This is a genomic window from Streptomyces sp. NPDC041124, from assembly GCF_055592385.1.
The window spans coordinates 456,454-472,999 of the sequence record NZ_JBVIYR010000003.1 but is presented as its reverse complement, the minus strand read 5'-3'; the positions used below and the strand labels follow the sequence as shown (position 1 = coordinate 472,999).

The following is a 16,546-nucleotide window of genomic DNA, read 5'->3' as shown; positions in this document are numbered from 1 at the left end:
CGAGGAGCCCTCTTTTGGCCTGTGACCTGTGGCTGGTACCGCTCGTCGACGTGTTGTGCCACACGCCCGACAACCCCTTCGCCGAGGAACTCGCGCAGTACAACACGGTACTGGCCGAGGCGGGCCTCCCCCCGGTACCGGTGTACCAGTACATGCCGGGACTGACCGGCGAGGTGGCCCCGGTCGCGGGGTTCGACTACGACGCGCTGCACTTCCTGCGGCGCGTGTACCTGCTCCAGGTGTGCGGATTCCCGGTCACGCCGGTGGACGAACTCGGTGGCGACTACGAGCAGTTGCTGGAGATGTTCGAGGCGACGGCCCAGCAGTCCCACCTGGTCTGGCACTACGACCACGCGGGCGCGTACGTCCCCGTCGACTTCCCCGGCCCCCTCTCCAGCGACGAACTCCTCGCCGGGGGCGGGCCCCTGGGCTCCTCCCACGCGCTGCTGCGCGAACTGGAGCTGGTCGCCCCGTCGATCGGCATCGACCCGGCGAACCCCCCGGCGGCTCCCGAACCGCCGCACGGGCCCACCGAGCTGGAGGAGCCGGCCGTCCCGGCCCCCTACGACCCGAGCCCCTTCGCCCGCGAGCGCCACGTCTGGCTGGGCCTGCACGCGGCGGCGACCCGGAGTCTCGCGCAGGGGTCGATGATCGTGTTCAGCTGAGTCCGGCGAGGCTCACCGCATCGCGGAGAGCCCTTTCCGGCGCCCACCGGCGCCCGCACGGGCGCCGGTGGGCGGTGTCCCGGCTACAGGAACGAGTTGATCTCGATCGTCTCGGTACGGCCCGGGCCCACGCCGATCGCGGAGATCGGGGCGCCGGACATCTCCTCCAGTGCCTTGACGTACGCCTGGGCGTTCTTCGGGAGGTCGGAGAAGGACTTCGCCTTGCTGATGTCCTCGCTCCAGCCGGGGAGCATCTCGTAGACGGGCTTCGCGTGGTGGAAGTCGGTCTGCGAGTAGGGCAGCTCCTCGACGCGCCTGCCGTCGATCTCGTAGGCGACGCAGACCGGGATCTGCTCCCAGCCGGTGAGGACGTCGAGCTTGGTGAGGAAGAAGTCGGTGAGGCCGTTGACGCGGGTGGCGTAGCGGGCGATCACCGCGTCGAACCAGCCGCAGCGGCGGTCACGGCCGGTGGTGACACCGCGCTCGCCGCCGATGCGGCGCAGGGCCTCGCCGTCCTCGTCGAACAGCTCGGTCGGGAACGGTCCGGCGCCGACGCGGGTGGTGTACGCCTTCAGGATGCCGATGACGCGGCTGATCTTCGTGGGGCCGACGCCCGCGCCCGTGCAGGCGCCGCCCGCGGTCGGGTTGGACGAGGTGACGAAGGGGTACGTGCCGTGGTCGATGTCGAGGAGCGTGCCCTGGCCGCCCTCGAAGAGGACCACCTTGTCCTGCTCCAGCGCCTCGTTCAGCACCAGCACCGTGTCGGCGACGTAGGGGGCGAGCTTGTCGGCGTAGCCGAGCAGTTCCCCGACCACCTGCTCCACGGCGATCGCGCGCCGGTTGTAGAGCTTGGTGAGCATCTGGTTCTTGGCGTCGAGGGCCGCTTCGACCTTCTGGGTGAGGATCGACTCGTCGTAGAGGTCCTGGACGCGGATGCCGACGCGGTTGATCTTGTCGGCGTAGGTCGGGCCGATGCCGCGGCCGGTGGTCCCGATCTTGCGCTTGCCGAGGAAGCGCTCGGTCACCTTGTCCACCGTCACGTTGTACGGCGTGATGATGTGAGCGTTTCCGCTGATCAGGAGCTTCGACGTGTCGACGCCTCGCTCGTTCAGACCGCTCAGCTCGGAGAGCAGGACCGACGGGTCGACGACGACGCCGTTGCCGATGACCGGCGTGCAGCCGGGGGACAGGATCCCGGAAGGGAGCAGGTGGAGGGCGTACTTCTGGTCGCCCACGACTACCGTGTGGCCGGCGTTGTTGCCGCCTTGGTAGCGCACCACATAGTCGACGGACCCACCGAGCAGGTCCGTCGCCTTTCCCTTGCCTTCGTCACCCCACTGAGCACCGAGCAGCACAAGTGCGGGCACGCGCGTACACCCCTTCCGGGCGGGGCATGTCCAAGGTCAGGGGCGCGTACGGAGGATCACCACCGTGTGCACCGTGCGACCACCGTTGGCCGCCGACCGTCGGACCGGGTGCCCCGGAATAGACGAAGCCCCTGGCGCAACAGCGCAAGGGGCTCTTGCACAAAGATGCTACCCGAGGAAGTGAGGCATGGCCGAGGTGGCGACTTCCAGGACCTTTTCCGCGACGTCCGATCAGCTCCTGGTAGTCGTCGATCCGGTGGCCCGGCGGGCGGACGGCGAGTCCGTCCGGATCGCGAAGGACGTGATCGGCGCGGGTGCGGCGGGCACGAAGATGTGCCTGCCGGACGGTCCGGAGGAGTTCGCGCGGGCGCTGGCCCGGCGCGGGTCGCGGCGGCCGGTGGTGGTCGGTGACGACCGGGCCCTGGTGCGGGCGGTGGAGCTGCTGCACCGGCAGCGGGAGCTGGCCGCGTGCGCGCTGTCACTGGTGCCGGTGGGGGGCGCGGTCGCTCTCGCCCGGTCGCTGGGGGTGCCCACGGGGACGGTGGCGGCGGCCCGCGCGGTGCTGGAGGGGGCGGAGCGGCGGATGGACCTGCTGGTGGACGACAGCGACGGGGTGGTGCTCGGCACGCTGCGGATCCCTCCGGTGGGAGGTGTGACGCCGGTGCGGGGGGCGGCGGCGGGGATGGGCGGCCCGTGGCTGCGCACGTGCCGGTCGCTGGTGCGGACGCTGGTGCCGGCGGCGCGGCCGTCGGGGACCGTCTCCGCGCTGGAGGCGGGGCCCACCCGGCTGCGGGTGGAGGTCGACGGGGAGACGCTCGTCGACCTGGGGCAGCCGGTGGAGGGCGTCACGGTCGTGCCCGGCGCGGCGGGGAGGGCCCGGGTCGAGGTGCGTCCGGCGTCGGTGGGCGCGGAGGCGTCCCCGCTGTCGGCCGAGGGCGGCACGGTGACGGTGTCGGGCGCGCACTTCCGCTACCGGGCGGACGCGGTCGTGTCGGGACCGGTGCGGACACGGACATGGGTGGTGCGGGCGGGGGCCTGGGGGCTGGTCCTGCCGGCGAGGTGAGGGTGCGCAGGGGGCGTGATGGCACTCAGCCCCGGCCGAACCGCTCCTCCCGCTCCGCGCGCCAGCGCCCCATCATCGCCTCGAACTCCTTCTCGATGAACTCGAAGAAGGCCAGTGTCTCCGCCAGCCGGCGCCCCGCCGGGGTGTCCGCGCCCAGGCTGCCGACACCCTCGCGCAGGGCGTCCTCCCAGCGCCGGATCACGGCCTCGCGGTTGGTGAGGGCCTCGTACCACTGGTCGCCGTGGACCCGGTACCGGTCCCTGCGGGAGCCGGGCGCGCGCTCACGGGAGACCAGGCGCTGCTGCGCCAGGTAGCGCACCGCGCCGGACACCGCGGCCGGTGAGATCTTGAGCTGTTCGCCCAGTTCGGCCGAGGTCAGCACGCCCGTGTCGGAGGAGAGCAGGGCCACGAAGACGCGGGCGGGCATGCGCGGCAGTCCGGCCTCCACCAACTGGGACGCGAAGTGCTCCACGAAGCGTGAGACCGCCTCCGGGTCCCTGGCCGTCCTGCTCGGTTCCGCCATGATCCGACCATCTCCCCTGCTCAGGCGTCACGGATCAGTGTAATCAGCGTTCATACGCTTCCTTAACTTCACAAATTTGTGAATGCAGCGTACGTTCCGAAGCATGACGAAGGCCATCACCGTGTCCGGACTCCACAAGTCGTTCGGCCGCACGCGCGCACTCGACGGTCTCGACCTGGAGGTCGAACCGGGCGAGGTCCACGGCTTCCTGGGTCCGAACGGCTCCGGCAAGTCCACCACCATCCGCGTCCTGCTCGGCCTGCTGCGCGCCGACTCGGGCGCCGCCCGGGTGCTCGGCCGCGATCCGTGGGCGGACGCCGTGGAGCTGCACCGGCGCCTCGCCTACGTACCCGGCGACGTCGAACTGTGGCCGGGCCTGACCGGCGGCGAGGCCATCGACCTGCTGGCGCGGCTGCGCGGCGGCCTGGACAACAAGCGGCGCGCCGAGCTCATCGACCGCTTCGACCTCGACCCGACCAAGAAGGGCCGGGCCTACTCCAAGGGCAACCGGCAGAAGGTCGCCATCGTCGCCGCGCTCGCCTCCGACGCCGAGCTGCTGGTCCTCGACGAGCCGACCGCGGGTCTCGACCCGCTCATGGAGGTCGTCTTCCAGGACGTCATCGGCGAGGCCAAGGCAGCCGGCCGGACGGTGCTGCTCTCCAGTCACATCCTGGCCCAGGTGGAGAAGCTCGCCGACCGGGTGAGCATCATCCGGCTGGGCCGCACCGTCCAGTCCGGCAGCCTCGGCGAGCTGCGCCACCTGACCCGCACCACCATCGAGGTGGAGACCGAACGGCCCGCGACCGGCCTCGCCGCCCTGCCCGGTGTCCATGACCTGCGGACCGTCGACGAGGCCACCGGCCGGATCCGCTTCTCCGTCGACGGCGGCCGGGTCGACGGCACGGTCCGCAAGCTCACCGAGTTCGGCATCCGCAGCCTGATCAGCCACCCGCCGACGCTGGAGGAACTGATGCTGCGCCACTACGGCGACGAGCTCGCCGCCAACGGGCACGCCACCGGACGCGACACGGACGGGGAGCCGCGATGACCTCCGCGACCACCGCCCCCGCCACCCGGGCGCCCGCCGCACCCGTCGCGGGCGGCAACGCGCTGGCCGGAACCCGGACGCTGATCCGCTTCGCCCTGCGCCGCGACCGGGTCCGGCTCCCGGTGTGGATCGGGGCCCTGCTCCTCTCCACGCTCGCCACGGCGAACAGTTTCACGACGCTCTACAGCGACCCGCAGGACCGGGCGAACGCCGTCGAGAGCGCGGACAGCCCGGCCGGCCTGGCCCTGTCCGGCCCCCGCCACTACCTCGTCGACGACGGCTTCGGCTCCATCCTGAGCCACCAGATGATCGGCTTCACGGCCGTCCTCGTCGGTCTCATGAGCGTGCTGGTCGTCACCCGGCACACCCGCGCGGAGGAGGAGACGGGCCGGGCCGAGCTGGTGCGCTCGACCGTCGTCGGCCGCCACGCCCACCTCGCCGCCGCCCTGTCCGTCGCCGTCCTGGCCAACCTCGCCCTCGCCCTGCTGCTGGCCCTCGGCCTGACCGGCCTCGGCCTGGAGGGCGTCGACGCGGCCGGCTCGCTCGTCTACGGCTTCGCCCACGCCGCCGCCGGCCTCGTCTTCGCGGCCGTCGCCGCGGTCACCGTCCAGTTCACCGCGCACACGCGCGGGGCGACCGGCACGGCACTGGCGGCCATCGGCGTCGCCTACGTGCTGCGCGCCGCCGGCGACAGCGGGCAGCACGAAACCCTCTCCTGGCTGTCCCCGATCGGCTGGGTCCAGCGCAGCTACCCGTACGTGGACGACCGCTGGTGGCCGCTCCTGCTGTGCCTGGGGTCCGCGGCGGCGTGCGCGGCGGCGGGGTTCGCGCTGTCCACCCGGCGGGACGTGGGCGCGGGCCTGCGCCCGGAGAAGCCGGGCAGCCCCACGGCCTCCGCCGCGCTCACCACACCGGTCGGCTTCGCCCTGCGCCTGCACCGCGGCATGCTGACCGGCTTCGGCACCGGCCTGTTCCTGATGGGCGCGATGTACGGGTCGATCCTCGGGGACGCCGAGGACATGCTGGCGGGCATCGAGGAGATCGAGGAGGCCCTGGAGCGCATCGGCGGGGCGGGCGTCGTCGAGTCCTTCGCCTCGATGGTCATGGTCGTGCTGACGGTCGTGGCGGCGGTGTACGTCGTCATGGCGGCCCTGCGGCCCCGGTCGGAGGAGACGGCGGGCCGCGCCGAGCCGCTCCTCGCCACCGGCCTCTCGCGTACCCGCTGGGCCGGCGGCCACCTGGCCGTGGCGACGGTCGGCGGCACGGTCGTCCTGCTGCTGGCCGGGCTCGGCTTCGGTGTCGCGGGCGCGGCCTCGACCGGTGACGCCGGGCTGGTGCCGGACCTGGTGGGCGCGGCCCTCGCGTACGCGCCCGCGCTGTGGGTCACGGCCGGGGTGGCCGTGGTGCTCTTCGGCTGGTTCCCGCGGGCGGTCCAGGCGGCCTGGGCCGTGCCGGTGTACGCCTTCGTGGTCGGCTACCTGGGTCAGATCCTGCAGTTCCCGGACTGGATGAACAACCTCTCCCCGTTCGGCCACGTCCCCCGGCTCCCCGCCGCGGACCTGGACTGGACGCCGCTGTTCCTGCTGACCCTGGTCGCCGCCGGACTGGTGTGGCTGGGTCTGGCGGGCTTCCGCCGGCGGGACCTCGAAACGAAGTAGGCCCCCCGCCCCTCCGTCGACGCACCGTGCCCCGGCGGCGGAGGGCCGCAGTCCATGTACGGCTTGAGCTCCTCGGCGTCGAATGCGGTGATCACCCCACCTCCACGCTCAGGCCTTCCAGCCCCCTGATCACGAAGTTCGGCTTCCGCGTCGGCTCCGCCGCGAGCCGCAGCGTCGGGGCCCTCTCCAGCAGGGCCCGCATGGAGGCGGCGAGTTCGATGCGGGCCAGGGGTGCGCCGATGCAGTAGTGGATGCCGGCGCTGAAGGAGATGTGGGGGTTGTCGGTGCGGGTCAGGTCGAGGCGGGCGGGGTCGGCGAAGACCGCCGGGTCGTGGTTGGCGGAGCCGAAGAGCATGGCGATCTCCGCGCCCCGCGGGATCACCTGGCCGTCGATCTCGATCTCGTCCAGCACCCAGCGTTCGAAGAGCTGGAGCGGGGTGTCGTAGCGCATCAGTTCCTCCACGGCGGAGGGGACCAGGGAGTGGTCCGCGCGCAGGGCGGCGAGCTGGCCGGGGTGGCGGAACAGCGCCCACCAGCCGTTGACCGTGGAGTTCACCGTGGCCTCGTGGCCCGCGTTGAGCAGCAGCACGCAGGTGGAGATCATCTCCTGCTCGGTGAGCCGGTCGTCGTCCTCGTCATGGGCGGCGATCAGGCCCGAGATCAGGTCGTCGCCGGGGTTCTTGCGGCGTTCGGCGATCAGCTCGCGCAGGTAGTCCGAGAACTCCACCGACGCCCGGACGGCCCGCTCCGCCGTCTCCGCCGACGGGTTCAGCTCGTACATCCCGCAGATGTCCGCCGACCAGGGCCGCAGCGGGGCCCGGTCGGACTCCGGGATGCCCAGCATCTCGGCGATCACCGCGACCGGGAGGGGTTCGGCGACGTCCGTGAGCAGGTCGCCGCCGCCCGCGTCGACCAGCCGGGAGACCAGCCGCCCGGCGAGATGGGTGACGTACGGCTTCAGCCGCTCCACCGTGCGCGGGGTGAACGCCTTCGACACCAGGCGCCGGATCCGGGTGTGGTCCGGCGGCTCCAGGTCGAGCATGCCGTGGTCGTTGAGGGTGTGGAACGGCTCCTGCTCGGGCGGCGGTGCCGTCCGGCCGAACTCCTCGTGGGTGAAACGGTGCTGGTACGTCCGCCCCAGGCGGCGGTCGCGCAGCAGGGCCGAGACGTCCGCGTGGTGCGCGACCAGCCACTGGTTCGTCGGCTCGAAGTACCGCACCCGGCCCAGCCCGCGCAGCTCGGCGTAGGCGGGGTACGGGTCGGCGACGAACGCCGGGTCCCACGGGTCGAAGGCGAGGTCGTCAAGGGCTGCCATGACCGGACGGTAGCCCGGCGGCACCCCCGCTGACCAGGGTCAGCCCGGGGTGACCAGCCGCGCCTCGTAGGCGAACACCGCCGCCTGCGTACGGTCCCGCAGGCCCAGCTTCACCAGGATGCGGCTCACGTGCGTCTTGATCGTCGACTCGGCGACCACCAGCCGTTCGGCGATCTCCGCGTTGGACAGGCCCTGCGCGATCAGCACCAGCACCTCCGTCTCCCGCTCGGTCAGATCGCCGTACGCCGCCTGCGCGGACGGCATCAGTCTCGGTGCCTCGGACAGCTTGGAGAACTCGGTGATCAGCCGTCTGGTCACCGTGGGGGCGAGCAGCGCCTCCCCGGACGCGACGACCCGCACCCCGTCGGCGAGCTGGCGGGCGGAGGCGTCCTTGAGGAGGAAGCCGGAGGCGCCCGCGCGCAGCGCCTGGTACACGTACTCGTCGAGGTCGAAGGTGGTCAGCACCAGCACCTTCGCCGCGCCGTCGGCGGCGACGATCTCCCGGGTCGCCTCGATGCCGTTCAGCTCGGGCATGCGGATGTCCATCAGCACCACGTCCGGGGCGAGTTCCCGGACCCGTTCGACGGCCTCACGGCCGTTGACCGCCTCGCCGGCGACCTCGATGTCCGGCATCGCGTTGAGCAGGACCGAGAACCCCTCGCGCACCATCATCTGGTCGTCGGCGATCAGGACGCGGATGGTCATGCGTCACCTTCGATCACCGTGGCGACCGGCAGGAACACCGCGACCTCGTAGCCGCCGTCGTCCGTCGGCCCGGCCGTCATCCCGCCGTTCAGCATGGTGACCCGCTCGCGCATGCCGGTGATGCCGTGGCCGGCTCCGGGGGAGGGTTTCACCAGGCTCGGGTTGGGTGCCGGACCGTTGACGATCCGCACGCCGAGCCCGCCGAGGACGTACCCGATCTCCACGCGGGCGCTCGCGCCGGGCGCGTGGCGCAGGCTGTTGCTCAGCGCCTCCTGCACGATCCGGTACGCCGACAGCTCCACGCCCTGCGGCAGCTCCCGCACCGCACCGGTCACCACCTTCTCCACCTGGAGCCCGGCGCCACGCACATTGACGAGCAGGGCGTCCAGGTCGGCGAGGGTGGGCTGCGGGGCGTCCGGGGCCTCGTAGTCCTCGGCGCGGACCACGCCGAGGATGCGGCGCAGTTCGGTGAGGGCGGCGACCGCGTTCTCCCGGATGGTGGCGAAGGCCCGCTCCAGCTCCGGCGGCGGGTTCTCCACCCGGTACGGCGCGGCCTCGGCCTGGATGGCGACCACCGACATGTGGTGGGCCACCACGTCGTGCAGTTCGCGGGCGATGGTGGTGCGCTCCTCCAGCGCCGTGCGCCGGGAGCGTTCGTGCGCGGTGACCGTCTGCTGGGCGGTCACCTCCTGCTGGGCGGTGTGGCGGACGTGCCGGAGACAGACGACGAGCAGGGCGAAGGCGGACGTCACCATCATGGGGCCGCTGTTGGTGTAGTAGTACGACCCGCCGATGAGGACGTCCGAGAGCAGGGCGTACACGGCGGTCAGGACCCACATCCAGGCGGCGGTGCGAGGACGGGTGCGCAGCGCGACGACGACCAGCACCCCCAGGTGGCAGATGAACGCGCCCGGCATCCAGGGCCAGTCGGAGCCGCCGCCGCCCAGGACCGCGACCACCGGGGTCACGGCGAGGGACAGCCAGAACGCACCGACCGGCCGGACCAGCGTGGCGAGCACGGGGAGCGCGCACAGCAGGCCGACCAGCAGGGCCGGCAGGTCCCCGCCGGGCAGTCCGCTGGTCAGCGCGCCGGCCATCAGGGCGAGCAGGGCCACCACCCCCACGAGCGCGTGCGGGAGGTGCTGGGCGGCGGACCGCAGCCGCGTGGGCAGCCTGCGGACGAACGGGCCGTCCGTGGGCCGGGGCGGAAGCGGCCGGTAGGCGAAGGCGTCGTGGAAGAGGTCCTGGCGCAGTCCCCGCAGGGAGTTCTGGGCCAGCCGGTACTCCGGGCTGCGTGCCCCGGCGCCGTCCCCGTCGCCGCGTGGGGCGCGCGGGATGTGCTGCTGAGTCGTCTCGGTCACGCTCACACGGTAGGCCGACCGGGTGAGGGCGGTCGTCCCCGCTGAGACGGGTTCCGGGGCGTCCGTCTCAGGTACTACGCGGAATCAGGACGGGTTGCTCCGCGGTACTGCGGGGGTCAGTATCCCGAAGGGCGGACCAGCCCCGACTCGTACGCGAACACCGCCGCCTGGGTGCGGTCGCGCAGGCCGAGTTTCACCAGGATGCGGCCGACGTGCGTCTTCACGGTCTGCTCGGCGACCACCAGCCGTACGGCCGTCTCCGCGTTCGACAGGCCCTGCGCGATGAGCGGAGTTCGGGCATGCGGATGTCCATCAGTACGACGTCAGAGGCGAGTTCGGCGACCCGCTCGACCGCGTCGAGCCCGTCCACCGCCTGGCCGACCACCTCGATGTCGGGCTGCGTGTTGAGCAGCACGGTGAAGCCCTGCCGGACCATCTGCTGGTCGTCGGCGATGAGTACCCGGATCATGCGGTGCCGTCCTGTGGAGGGGTGTCGGAAGCCCTCCCTGGGAGACGGCTCACCAGCCCAGCTGGGCGATCTCCTCCGCCACCACCGCACACGCGTCCGCCCCCGGATCGATGAGCGGGAAGTGTCCGACGTCCTCCAGCAACGTCACCCCCACCACCTCTCCCGCCTTCGCCGCCGCCTCCGCGTACGACTCGGCCACCGCCTGCGGCACATCCACGTCGGTGCGTCCCTGCACCAGCGTCGTGGCGATCCCGGTGGGCAGCAGCAGCGCCGGATCCACGTACGGCCGCCGCTCGGCGAAGTGATCGTCGCCGCCGAGGAGTTGCCGCACGGCACCCCCGCACACACCCAGCTTGTCCGCGACCTCGAGGTCCGCGATCGGGGCGAGCGCGACGACACCGCGCAGCGACGCCGGACCGCTGGTCCGCCATGCGCAGTCACGCGGCAGCACGTGCCGGGCGGCGGCCCACAGCGCCAGGTGCCCGCCCGCCGAGTGACCGGTGAGCACGGTCCGCCGCGGATCGGCCCGCGGCAGGTGCTCCCGGATCAGCGTGGGCAGCGCGTCCATCGCGGCGGCCACGTCGTCGAACGTGTCGGGCCAGCGTCCGGCGGCCGTGTCACTGCCGCCCGCGTCTCCGCGCCGGTACTCGACGCTCGCCACGGCGAAGCCCCGCCCGGCCAGGAACGCGGCGAACGGGCTGATGTGGCGCCGGTCGTAGGGTGCCCGCCAGGCGCCGCCGTGCAGGACGACCACCACGGGTGCGGGCCCCGGCCCGCCCTGGACGCGCGGCAGGTAGAAGTCGATCACCTGGTCCGGGTCGTCGCCGTAGGCCGCCGTGGTGTCCGGATCCACGGGCGGACGGGAGAGAGCCGACTCCTCCTCGGCGGCGGTCCGGGCGGCTGCGACGTCGTCCGTCATGCTCAACCTCTCAGCGGTGCAACGTAGGTGACGGACCGACGGGGACGCGGCCGTTTGGCCGGGACGGTATCAGCACGCCCACGCCCCCCGACATGCGGATGTCACGCTCGGTCAGCGCCCCCGGGGGCCGGCCCGCACGGCACCGGCCCCCGGGCGCCCTCTATGCCAGTTCCTCCGCCAGCACCCGCGCCGCCCGCTCCACGTCCGCGAAGCCGACGTACAGCGGGGTGAACCCGAACCGGAGCACGTCGGGATGACGGAAGTCGCCGACCACCCCACGCCCGATCAGCCGCTTCATCACCTCACCGGCGTCCGGGCAGCGCAACGCGACCTGGCTGCCCCGCTCCGCGTGGGCGCGCGGTGTCACGCACTCCACCCGGCCCGCGGGGACGTACGCCTCGACGCACTCCAGGAAGAAGTCCGTCAGGGCGAGCGACTTGGCCCGCACCGCGTCGACGGACACGCCGTCCCAGACCTCCAGGGCCGCCTCCAGGGCGAGCATGGACAGGATGTCCGGGGTGCCGACCCGCCCGCGCACCGCGCCCGCCGCCGGTTCGTACTCCGCGCGCATCCCGAAGGGTTCCGCATGGGAGGTCCAGCCGGGCAGCGGCGAGTCGAAGCGGTCCTGCAGCCCCTTGCGCACGTACAGGAACGCCGGTGAACCAGGCCCGCCGTTCAGGTACTTGTAGGTGCAGCCGACCGCCAGGTCCACGCCGTGCTCGTCCAGCCCGACCGGCAGCGCTCCCGCGCTGTGGCACAGGTCCCAGACCGCCAGTGCCCCCGCCGCGTGCACCGCCGCCGTCAGCGACGGCAGGTCCTGCAGCCGGCCGGTGCGGTAGTCGACGTGGTTGAGCAGCACGGCGGCCGTACGCTCCCCGAGCGCGCCCGGGACCTCGGACGGCTGCACCGGGCGCAGCGTGCACCCGGTCATCCGGGCCGCCGACTCGGCGATGTAGCCGTCCGTGGGGAACGTCGTCGCTTCGACCACGACCTCGTCCCGTCCGGCACCGGCCAGCCGCACCGCGCCCACGAGTGCTTTGAACAGGTTGACACTGGTCGAGTCGCCGACGACGATCTGCCCGGCCGCCGCACCGACCAGCGGCGCGATCCGGTCACCGATCCGCTCCGGCGCCGTCCACCAGCCGCCCTCCGTCCAGGACCGGATCCGCAGCTCGCCCCACTGCCGGCGCACCACGTCCTCGACCCGTCCGGGCACGGCCACCGGCAGCGCGCCCAGCGAGTTCCCGTCCAGGTACACCACGTCGTCCAGCACGAACTCGGCCCGCTTGGCCGCCAGTTCATCGGCGGCGTCGAGCTTCTCCGCCTTCCGTGCCTGCTCAGACATAGGACCTCGCCGTCCACAGCTCGGGGAACACGCTCTTCTGCGCCCGCTTCTCCAGCCAGGCCACCCCGGCGGAGCCGCCCGTGCCGGTCTTGGCGCCCATCGCACGGCGGGTGGCGACCAGGTGGTCGTTGCGCCAGCGCCACACCAGCTCGGCGACGTCGGTCAGCGCCTCACCGAGACGCGCCACCTCGTCGCGCTGGTCACCCGCGTAGACGGCCGTCCAGACCGCCTCCACCTCCGCCGACGGCTCGTACCGCCGGGTCACGTCGCGCCGCAGCACGTCCTCGGGGACCGCGTGCCCGCGCCGCGCGAGGAAGCGCAGCACCTCGTCGTACAGGCTCGGCTCGTGCAGTGCCTTCTCCAGCTCGGCGTGCACGCGCGGCGCGCCCCGGTGCGGGACCAGCATCGACGCGGACTTGTCGCCGAGCAGGAACTCCATGCGCCGGTACATCGCCGACTGGAAGCCGGATCCCTCGCCGAGGGCGCCGCGGTAGGAGTTGAACTGTGCCGGGGTGAGTCCGCTCAGCGGCGTCCAGGACGCGTTGAGCGCCTCCAGCTCCCGCACGGACCGCTTCAGCGCGTCGACGGCGGTCGGTACGTCGTCCTGGCGCAGCGCCTTCGCCGCGGTCTCCCACTCGTGGACGATGACGGTGAACCACAGCTCCATCACCTGGGTGGTGACCAGGAAGACCATCTCTCCGGGATCGTCGGAGAGGGTGTGCTGGAGGTGGGTGAGGACGTCGGCCTTGACGTAGTCCTCGTAGGGAGTGGTTCCCTGGAAGTCGAGATGCGGGGTCTCGGGCTCGTGAGCCTCGTGGGACATCGCTGTCTCCTGTACGTGTACTCCGGGTAGCGGTCCGCCCCTGCCGTTACCGGCACGGGGGCCCCGGTCCCCACGGTGCATCCTCCGTAATGGTCACCCGGAACCGCAAGGCCCGCCTGCTCACAGGCGGGCCCCGGGAAGGTCACGGCAGGGTCAGGCCAGGGCCTGGGCGGCCGTCGGTGAGGAGTCCTTCAGGAACTGGGAGCAGCGCTCGTACTCCTCCTGCTCGCCGATCTCCCGCGCGGCCCGGGCGAGGGCGTGCAGGGCGCGCAGGAAGCCGCGGTTCGGCTCGTGTTCCCACGGCACGGGGCCGTGGCCCTTCCAGCCGTTGCGGCGCAGGGCGTCCAGTCCGCGGTGGTAGCCCGTGCGGGCGTACGCGTAGGACTCCACGACGCTGCCCCGCTCGAACGCCTCGTCGGCCAGCCGGGCCCAGGCCAGTGAGGAGGTGGGGTACCGGGCGGCGACGTCGGCGGACGTGGCGCCGGAGGCGAGCAGTTCGCGCGGGCCGGGGTCGTCGGGGAGGTGGGTCGGGGGCGGGCCCCCGAGGAGGTTCTCGTGAATGGACATGGGTCCAGTCTCGTACATCAGCGCGTCCCGCCGCCGCGCTCCTCCCCCGCCTCCAGCGGCGGCACCGCCACGCTGCCGTGCGTGCGGCACTCCGGGTGCCGGCAGTCGGGGGCGGGACGGCGCACGGTCGCGTAGGCGAGGGCGGAACCCGCCACGAGGACGGCCGCGCACAGCACCATCGCCCGGCCGAACGCCTCGTCGAAGGCCTCGGGCAGCCGGTACGCCTCCGGGCCCATCCCGGCGAGCAGCGGCAGCGCCGCCACCGCGACCAGGCCGGCCGCGCGGGCTGCGGCGTTGTTGATGCCGCTGGCCAGGCCGGCCCGCGCGGTGTCGACGGAGGCGAGGACGGTCGCCGTCAGCGGCGCCACCAGGGTGACCATGCCGAGGCCGAGCACCAGCAGCGCGGGCAGCACCTCGGTGGCGTACGAGGCGCCAGGCCCGACCCGCAGCATCAGCAGCATCCCCGCCGCGCACAGCAGCGGCCCGGCGGTGAGGGGGATGCGCGGGCCGATCCGGTCGCCGAGCTCACCCGAGCGGGCGGAGAGCAGCAGCATCAGCGCCGTCGTCGGCAGCAGGGCGGTACCGGCGGCCAGCGCGGACCAGCCGACGACGACCTGGAGCTGGAGCGCGGCGAGGAAGAAGAAGCCGCCGAACGCCGCGTACACGCACAGCGTGACGACGTTGACCGCCGTGAACTGCCGGGAGGCGAAGATGCCGAGCGGCATCATCGGGTGCGGGCGCCGCTTCTCGACGAGGACGAAGGCGACCGCGGCGGCCAGGCCGGCCACGGCGGACGCGGCGACCAGCGGCGACCCGGACTCGGCCTCGATCAGCGCGTACGTCACCAGTGCGAGGGCGATCGCGCCGAGCGCCGCACCGAGCACGTCGAAGCGGCCCTCGGCCTTCCCACCGGAGGACTCCGGTACGTGGCGTACGGCGATGGGGGCGCACAGCACGGCCAGGGGCACGTTGATCAGGAACACCCAGCGCCAGCCGGGCCCGTCGACCAGCCAGCCGCCGACGAACGGGCCGACCGCGGCCCCGATCCCGCCGAAGCCGGACCACAGGCCGACCGCGCGGCCCCGGTCGTCGGGGTGGAAGGAGGCCTGGATGAGGGCGAGCGAGCCGGGGGTGAGCAGCGCGCCGCCGACGCCCTGGAGCGCACGGGCGGCGATGAGCATCCCGGCGTTCGGGGCGAGCCCGCACAGCAGCGAGGCCGCGGCGAACCACAGCACCCCGACGACGAACACCTTGCGCCGTCCGAACCGGTCGCCGAGCGCCCCGCCGAGCAGGATCAGCCCGGCCAGCGTGACCATGTAGGCGTTGACGGTCCACTGCAGGGCGCCGAGGTCGGCGTCGAGGTCGCGGCCGATGCGCGGGAGGGCCACGTTGACCACGGTCGAGTCGAGCAGGGCCATGCTGGAGCCGAGGACCGTGGTGAGCAGGATCCACTTGCCCTGCGGTGAGGACAGCCGGACGTCGGGCATGCGGCCGAGCATACGGAAGGGCCCGGCACCGCGAGCGGTGCCGGGCCCGTGCGTGCCGGGGGCGGGTTACTTGATGCGGGTGCCCGTGGAGCGCAGGTTCTGGCAGGCCTCCAGGACGCGGGCCGCCATGGACGCCTCGGCGAGCTTGCCCCAGGTGCGCGGGTCGTAGGTCTTCTTGTCGCCGACCTCGCCGTCGACCTTCAGGACGCCGTCGTAGTTGCGGAACATGTGGTCGGCGACCGGGCGGGTGAACGCGTACTGGGTGTCGGTGTCGATGTTCATCTTCACGACGCCGTTCTCCAGCGCGGTGAGGATCTCCTCCGGGGTGGAGCCGGAGCCGCCGTGGAAGACGAAGTCGAACGGCTGGGCGCCGGCCGGCTTGCCGTACTTGGCGGCGACGCCCTCGTTGAGCTCCTTGAGCAGCTCGGGGCGCAGGACGACGTTGCCCGGCTTGTACACGCCGTGCACGTTGCCGAAGGACGCGGCGAGCAGGTAGCGGCCCTTGTCGCCGAGGCCGAGGGCCTCCGCCGTGCGGATCGCGTCGTCGACCGTGGTGTAGAGGGAGTCGTTGATCTCGTGCGAGACGCCGTCCTCCTCGCCACCGGTCGGGGTGATCTCGACCTCGAGGATGATCTTCGCGGCGCGGGCGCGCTCCAGGAGCTCCTGGGCGATGGACAGGTTGTCCGCGAGGGTCTCCGCGGAGCCGTCCCACATGTGGGACTGGAACAGCGGGTTGCGGCCGGCCTTGACGCGCTCCTCGGACACCGCGAGCAGCGGGCGTACGTACCCGTCCAGCTTGTCCTTCGGGCAGTGGTCGGTGTGCAGGGCGATGTTGACGTCGTACTTCTCGGCGACGATGTGCGCGAACTCGGCCAGGGCGACCGCGCCGGTCACCATGTCCTTGCTGTGCTGGCCGCCCAGGAACTCGGCGCCGCCGGTCGAGATCTGGACGATGCCGTCGCTCTCGGCCTCGGCGAAGCCGCGCAGTGCCGCGTGCAGGGTCTGCGACGACGTGACGTTGATGGCCGGGTAGGCGAACTTCTCCGCCTTCGCCCGGTCCAGCATCTCGTTGTAGACCTCGGGAGTTGCGATGGGCATCTGTCCGCTCCTTAAGCGTGCGGTGTGGCGTGCTGCGTACGGTCGGCCCTGACCTGGAACCTTGGAAGCGACGTCATTGTCGGGCTCATCCTCCCAGACTTGCCCGGCGGGTCGACGGTGCAGGTCAAGTCGT

At 72.6% G+C, this 16,546-nt stretch carries 15 protein-coding genes and 1 pseudogene; 4 read left to right on the top strand and 12 right to left on the bottom strand.

The window, feature by feature from the left end:
• The first annotated feature begins 14 nt into the window (after positions 1-14).
• The gene (locus ACZ6A9_RS10505) at positions 15-665 is read left to right on the top strand and encodes a hypothetical protein (protein WP_468982141.1); all 651 of its coding nucleotides are present in this window, start codon (positions 15-17) and stop codon (positions 663-665) included.
• Positions 666-748: 83 nt separating this feature from the next.
• On the opposite strand, the gene ACZ6A9_RS10500 is transcribed toward ACZ6A9_RS10505, so the two are convergent.
• Positions 749-2,032 (bottom strand): adenylosuccinate synthase, encoded by a 1,284-nt coding sequence (locus ACZ6A9_RS10500; protein WP_468982139.1) that lies wholly within the window; start codon positions 2,030-2,032, stop codon positions 749-751.
• A gap of 187 nt (positions 2,033-2,219) precedes the next feature.
• Here ACZ6A9_RS10500 and ACZ6A9_RS10495 point away from each other — a divergent pair, with 187 nt between their 5' ends.
• A complete protein-coding gene (locus ACZ6A9_RS10495) occupies positions 2,220-3,095 on the top strand; it encodes a diacylglycerol kinase (RefSeq protein WP_468982136.1) in 876 nt (291 codons plus the stop codon).
• 25 nt (positions 3,096-3,120) lie between these two features.
• Here the strand turns inward: ACZ6A9_RS10495 and ACZ6A9_RS10490 are convergent, their stop codons facing one another.
• Complete coding sequence (locus ACZ6A9_RS10490; protein WP_468982133.1) at positions 3,121-3,618, bottom strand: GbsR/MarR family transcriptional regulator; 498 nt, start codon at positions 3,616-3,618, stop codon at positions 3,121-3,123.
• 103 nt (positions 3,619-3,721) lie between these two features.
• Between ACZ6A9_RS10490 and ACZ6A9_RS10485 the strand changes: the two genes are divergently transcribed.
• Both ACZ6A9_RS10485 and ACZ6A9_RS10480 read left to right on the top strand, forming a co-directional pair.
• A complete protein-coding gene (locus ACZ6A9_RS10485; protein ID WP_468982131.1) occupies positions 3,722-4,666 on the top strand; it encodes an ABC transporter ATP-binding protein in 945 nt (314 codons plus the stop codon).
• Complete coding sequence (locus ACZ6A9_RS10480; RefSeq protein WP_468982129.1) at positions 4,663-6,324, top strand: ABC transporter permease; 1,662 nt, start codon at positions 4,663-4,665, stop codon at positions 6,322-6,324. The genes ACZ6A9_RS10485 and ACZ6A9_RS10480 overlap by 4 nt, the downstream gene beginning before the upstream one ends.
• 91 nt (positions 6,325-6,415) lie before the next feature.
• Here the strand turns inward: ACZ6A9_RS10480 and ACZ6A9_RS10475 are convergent, their stop codons facing one another.
• The 10 genes and pseudogenes from ACZ6A9_RS10475 to fbaA form a co-directional block, all read right to left on the bottom strand.
• On the bottom strand, positions 6,416-7,639 hold the full coding sequence (locus tag ACZ6A9_RS10475) for a cytochrome P450 (RefSeq protein ID WP_468982126.1): 1,224 nt from the start codon (positions 7,637-7,639) through the stop codon (positions 6,416-6,418).
• A 39-nt stretch (positions 7,640-7,678) separates the two neighbouring features.
• Positions 7,679-8,344: a response regulator gene (locus ACZ6A9_RS10470; RefSeq protein ID WP_468982124.1), complete on the bottom strand. Its 666-nt coding sequence runs from the start codon at positions 8,342-8,344 to the stop codon at positions 7,679-7,681.
• Positions 8,341-9,705 (bottom strand): sensor histidine kinase, encoded by a 1,365-nt coding sequence (locus ACZ6A9_RS10465; RefSeq protein ID WP_468982121.1) that lies wholly within the window; start codon positions 9,703-9,705, stop codon positions 8,341-8,343. The genes ACZ6A9_RS10470 and ACZ6A9_RS10465 overlap by 4 nt, the downstream gene beginning before the upstream one ends.
• Before the next feature lie 116 nt (positions 9,706-9,821).
• A pseudogene (locus tag ACZ6A9_RS10460) lies at positions 9,822-10,174 on the bottom strand (response regulator transcription factor).
• Between the two features lie 49 nt (positions 10,175-10,223).
• On the bottom strand, positions 10,224-11,093 hold the full coding sequence (locus tag ACZ6A9_RS10455; protein WP_468982119.1) for an alpha/beta hydrolase: 870 nt from the start codon (positions 11,091-11,093) through the stop codon (positions 10,224-10,226).
• A gap of 160 nt (positions 11,094-11,253) precedes the next feature.
• Complete coding sequence (gene kynU / locus ACZ6A9_RS10450; RefSeq protein WP_468982116.1) at positions 11,254-12,438, bottom strand: kynureninase; 1,185 nt, start codon at positions 12,436-12,438, stop codon at positions 11,254-11,256.
• A complete protein-coding gene (locus tag ACZ6A9_RS10445) occupies positions 12,431-13,261 on the bottom strand; it encodes a tryptophan 2,3-dioxygenase family protein (RefSeq protein WP_468982109.1) in 831 nt (276 codons plus the stop codon). The genes kynU and ACZ6A9_RS10445 overlap by 8 nt, the downstream gene beginning before the upstream one ends.
• A 153-nt stretch (positions 13,262-13,414) precedes the next feature.
• Complete coding sequence (locus ACZ6A9_RS10440; RefSeq protein WP_468982106.1) at positions 13,415-13,828, bottom strand: DUF3151 domain-containing protein; 414 nt, start codon at positions 13,826-13,828, stop codon at positions 13,415-13,417.
• Positions 13,829-13,845: 17 nt separating this feature from the next.
• The gene (locus ACZ6A9_RS10435) at positions 13,846-15,315 is read right to left on the bottom strand and encodes an MFS transporter (RefSeq protein ID WP_468982104.1); all 1,470 of its coding nucleotides are present in this window, start codon (positions 15,313-15,315) and stop codon (positions 13,846-13,848) included.
• Between the two features lie 66 nt (positions 15,316-15,381).
• Entirely contained in the window at positions 15,382-16,413 is a 1,032-nt protein-coding gene (fbaA, locus tag ACZ6A9_RS10430) for a class II fructose-bisphosphate aldolase (protein ID WP_468982101.1), read from the bottom strand.
• Positions 16,414-16,546: the final 133 nt, after the last annotated feature.

What these genes read in the sequence shown, in the direction of transcription:
- ACZ6A9_RS10435 (WP_468982104.1), bottom strand. Translation starts at nt 15,315, where the DNA reads ATGCCCGACGTCCGGCTGTCCTCACCGCAGGGCAAGTGGATCCTGCTC.
- ACZ6A9_RS10490 (WP_468982133.1), bottom strand. Translation starts at nt 3,618, where the DNA reads ATGGCGGAACCGAGCAGGACGGCCAGGGACCCGGAGGCGGTCTCACGC.
- ACZ6A9_RS10440 (WP_468982106.1), bottom strand. Translation starts at nt 13,828, where the DNA reads ATGTCCATTCACGAGAACCTCCTCGGGGGCCCGCCCCCGACCCACCTC.
- fbaA (WP_468982101.1), bottom strand. Translation starts at nt 16,413, where the DNA reads ATGCCCATCGCAACTCCCGAGGTCTACAACGAGATGCTGGACCGGGCG.
- kynU (WP_468982116.1), bottom strand. Translation starts at nt 12,438, where the DNA reads ATGTCTGAGCAGGCACGGAAGGCGGAGAAGCTCGACGCCGCCGATGAA.
- ACZ6A9_RS10445 (WP_468982109.1), bottom strand. Translation starts at nt 13,261, where the DNA reads ATGTCCCACGAGGCTCACGAGCCCGAGACCCCGCATCTCGACTTCCAG.
- ACZ6A9_RS10485 (WP_468982131.1), top strand. Translation starts at nt 3,722, where the DNA reads ATGACGAAGGCCATCACCGTGTCCGGACTCCACAAGTCGTTCGGCCGC.
- ACZ6A9_RS10475 (WP_468982126.1), bottom strand. Translation starts at nt 7,639, where the DNA reads ATGGCAGCCCTTGACGACCTCGCCTTCGACCCGTGGGACCCGGCGTTC.
- ACZ6A9_RS10455 (WP_468982119.1), bottom strand. Translation starts at nt 11,093, where the DNA reads ATGACGGACGACGTCGCAGCCGCCCGGACCGCCGCCGAGGAGGAGTCG.
- ACZ6A9_RS10495 (WP_468982136.1), top strand. Translation starts at nt 2,220, where the DNA reads ATGGCCGAGGTGGCGACTTCCAGGACCTTTTCCGCGACGTCCGATCAG.
- ACZ6A9_RS10480 (WP_468982129.1), top strand. Translation starts at nt 4,663, where the DNA reads ATGACCTCCGCGACCACCGCCCCCGCCACCCGGGCGCCCGCCGCACCC.
- ACZ6A9_RS10470 (WP_468982124.1), bottom strand. Translation starts at nt 8,344, where the DNA reads ATGACCATCCGCGTCCTGATCGCCGACGACCAGATGATGGTGCGCGAG.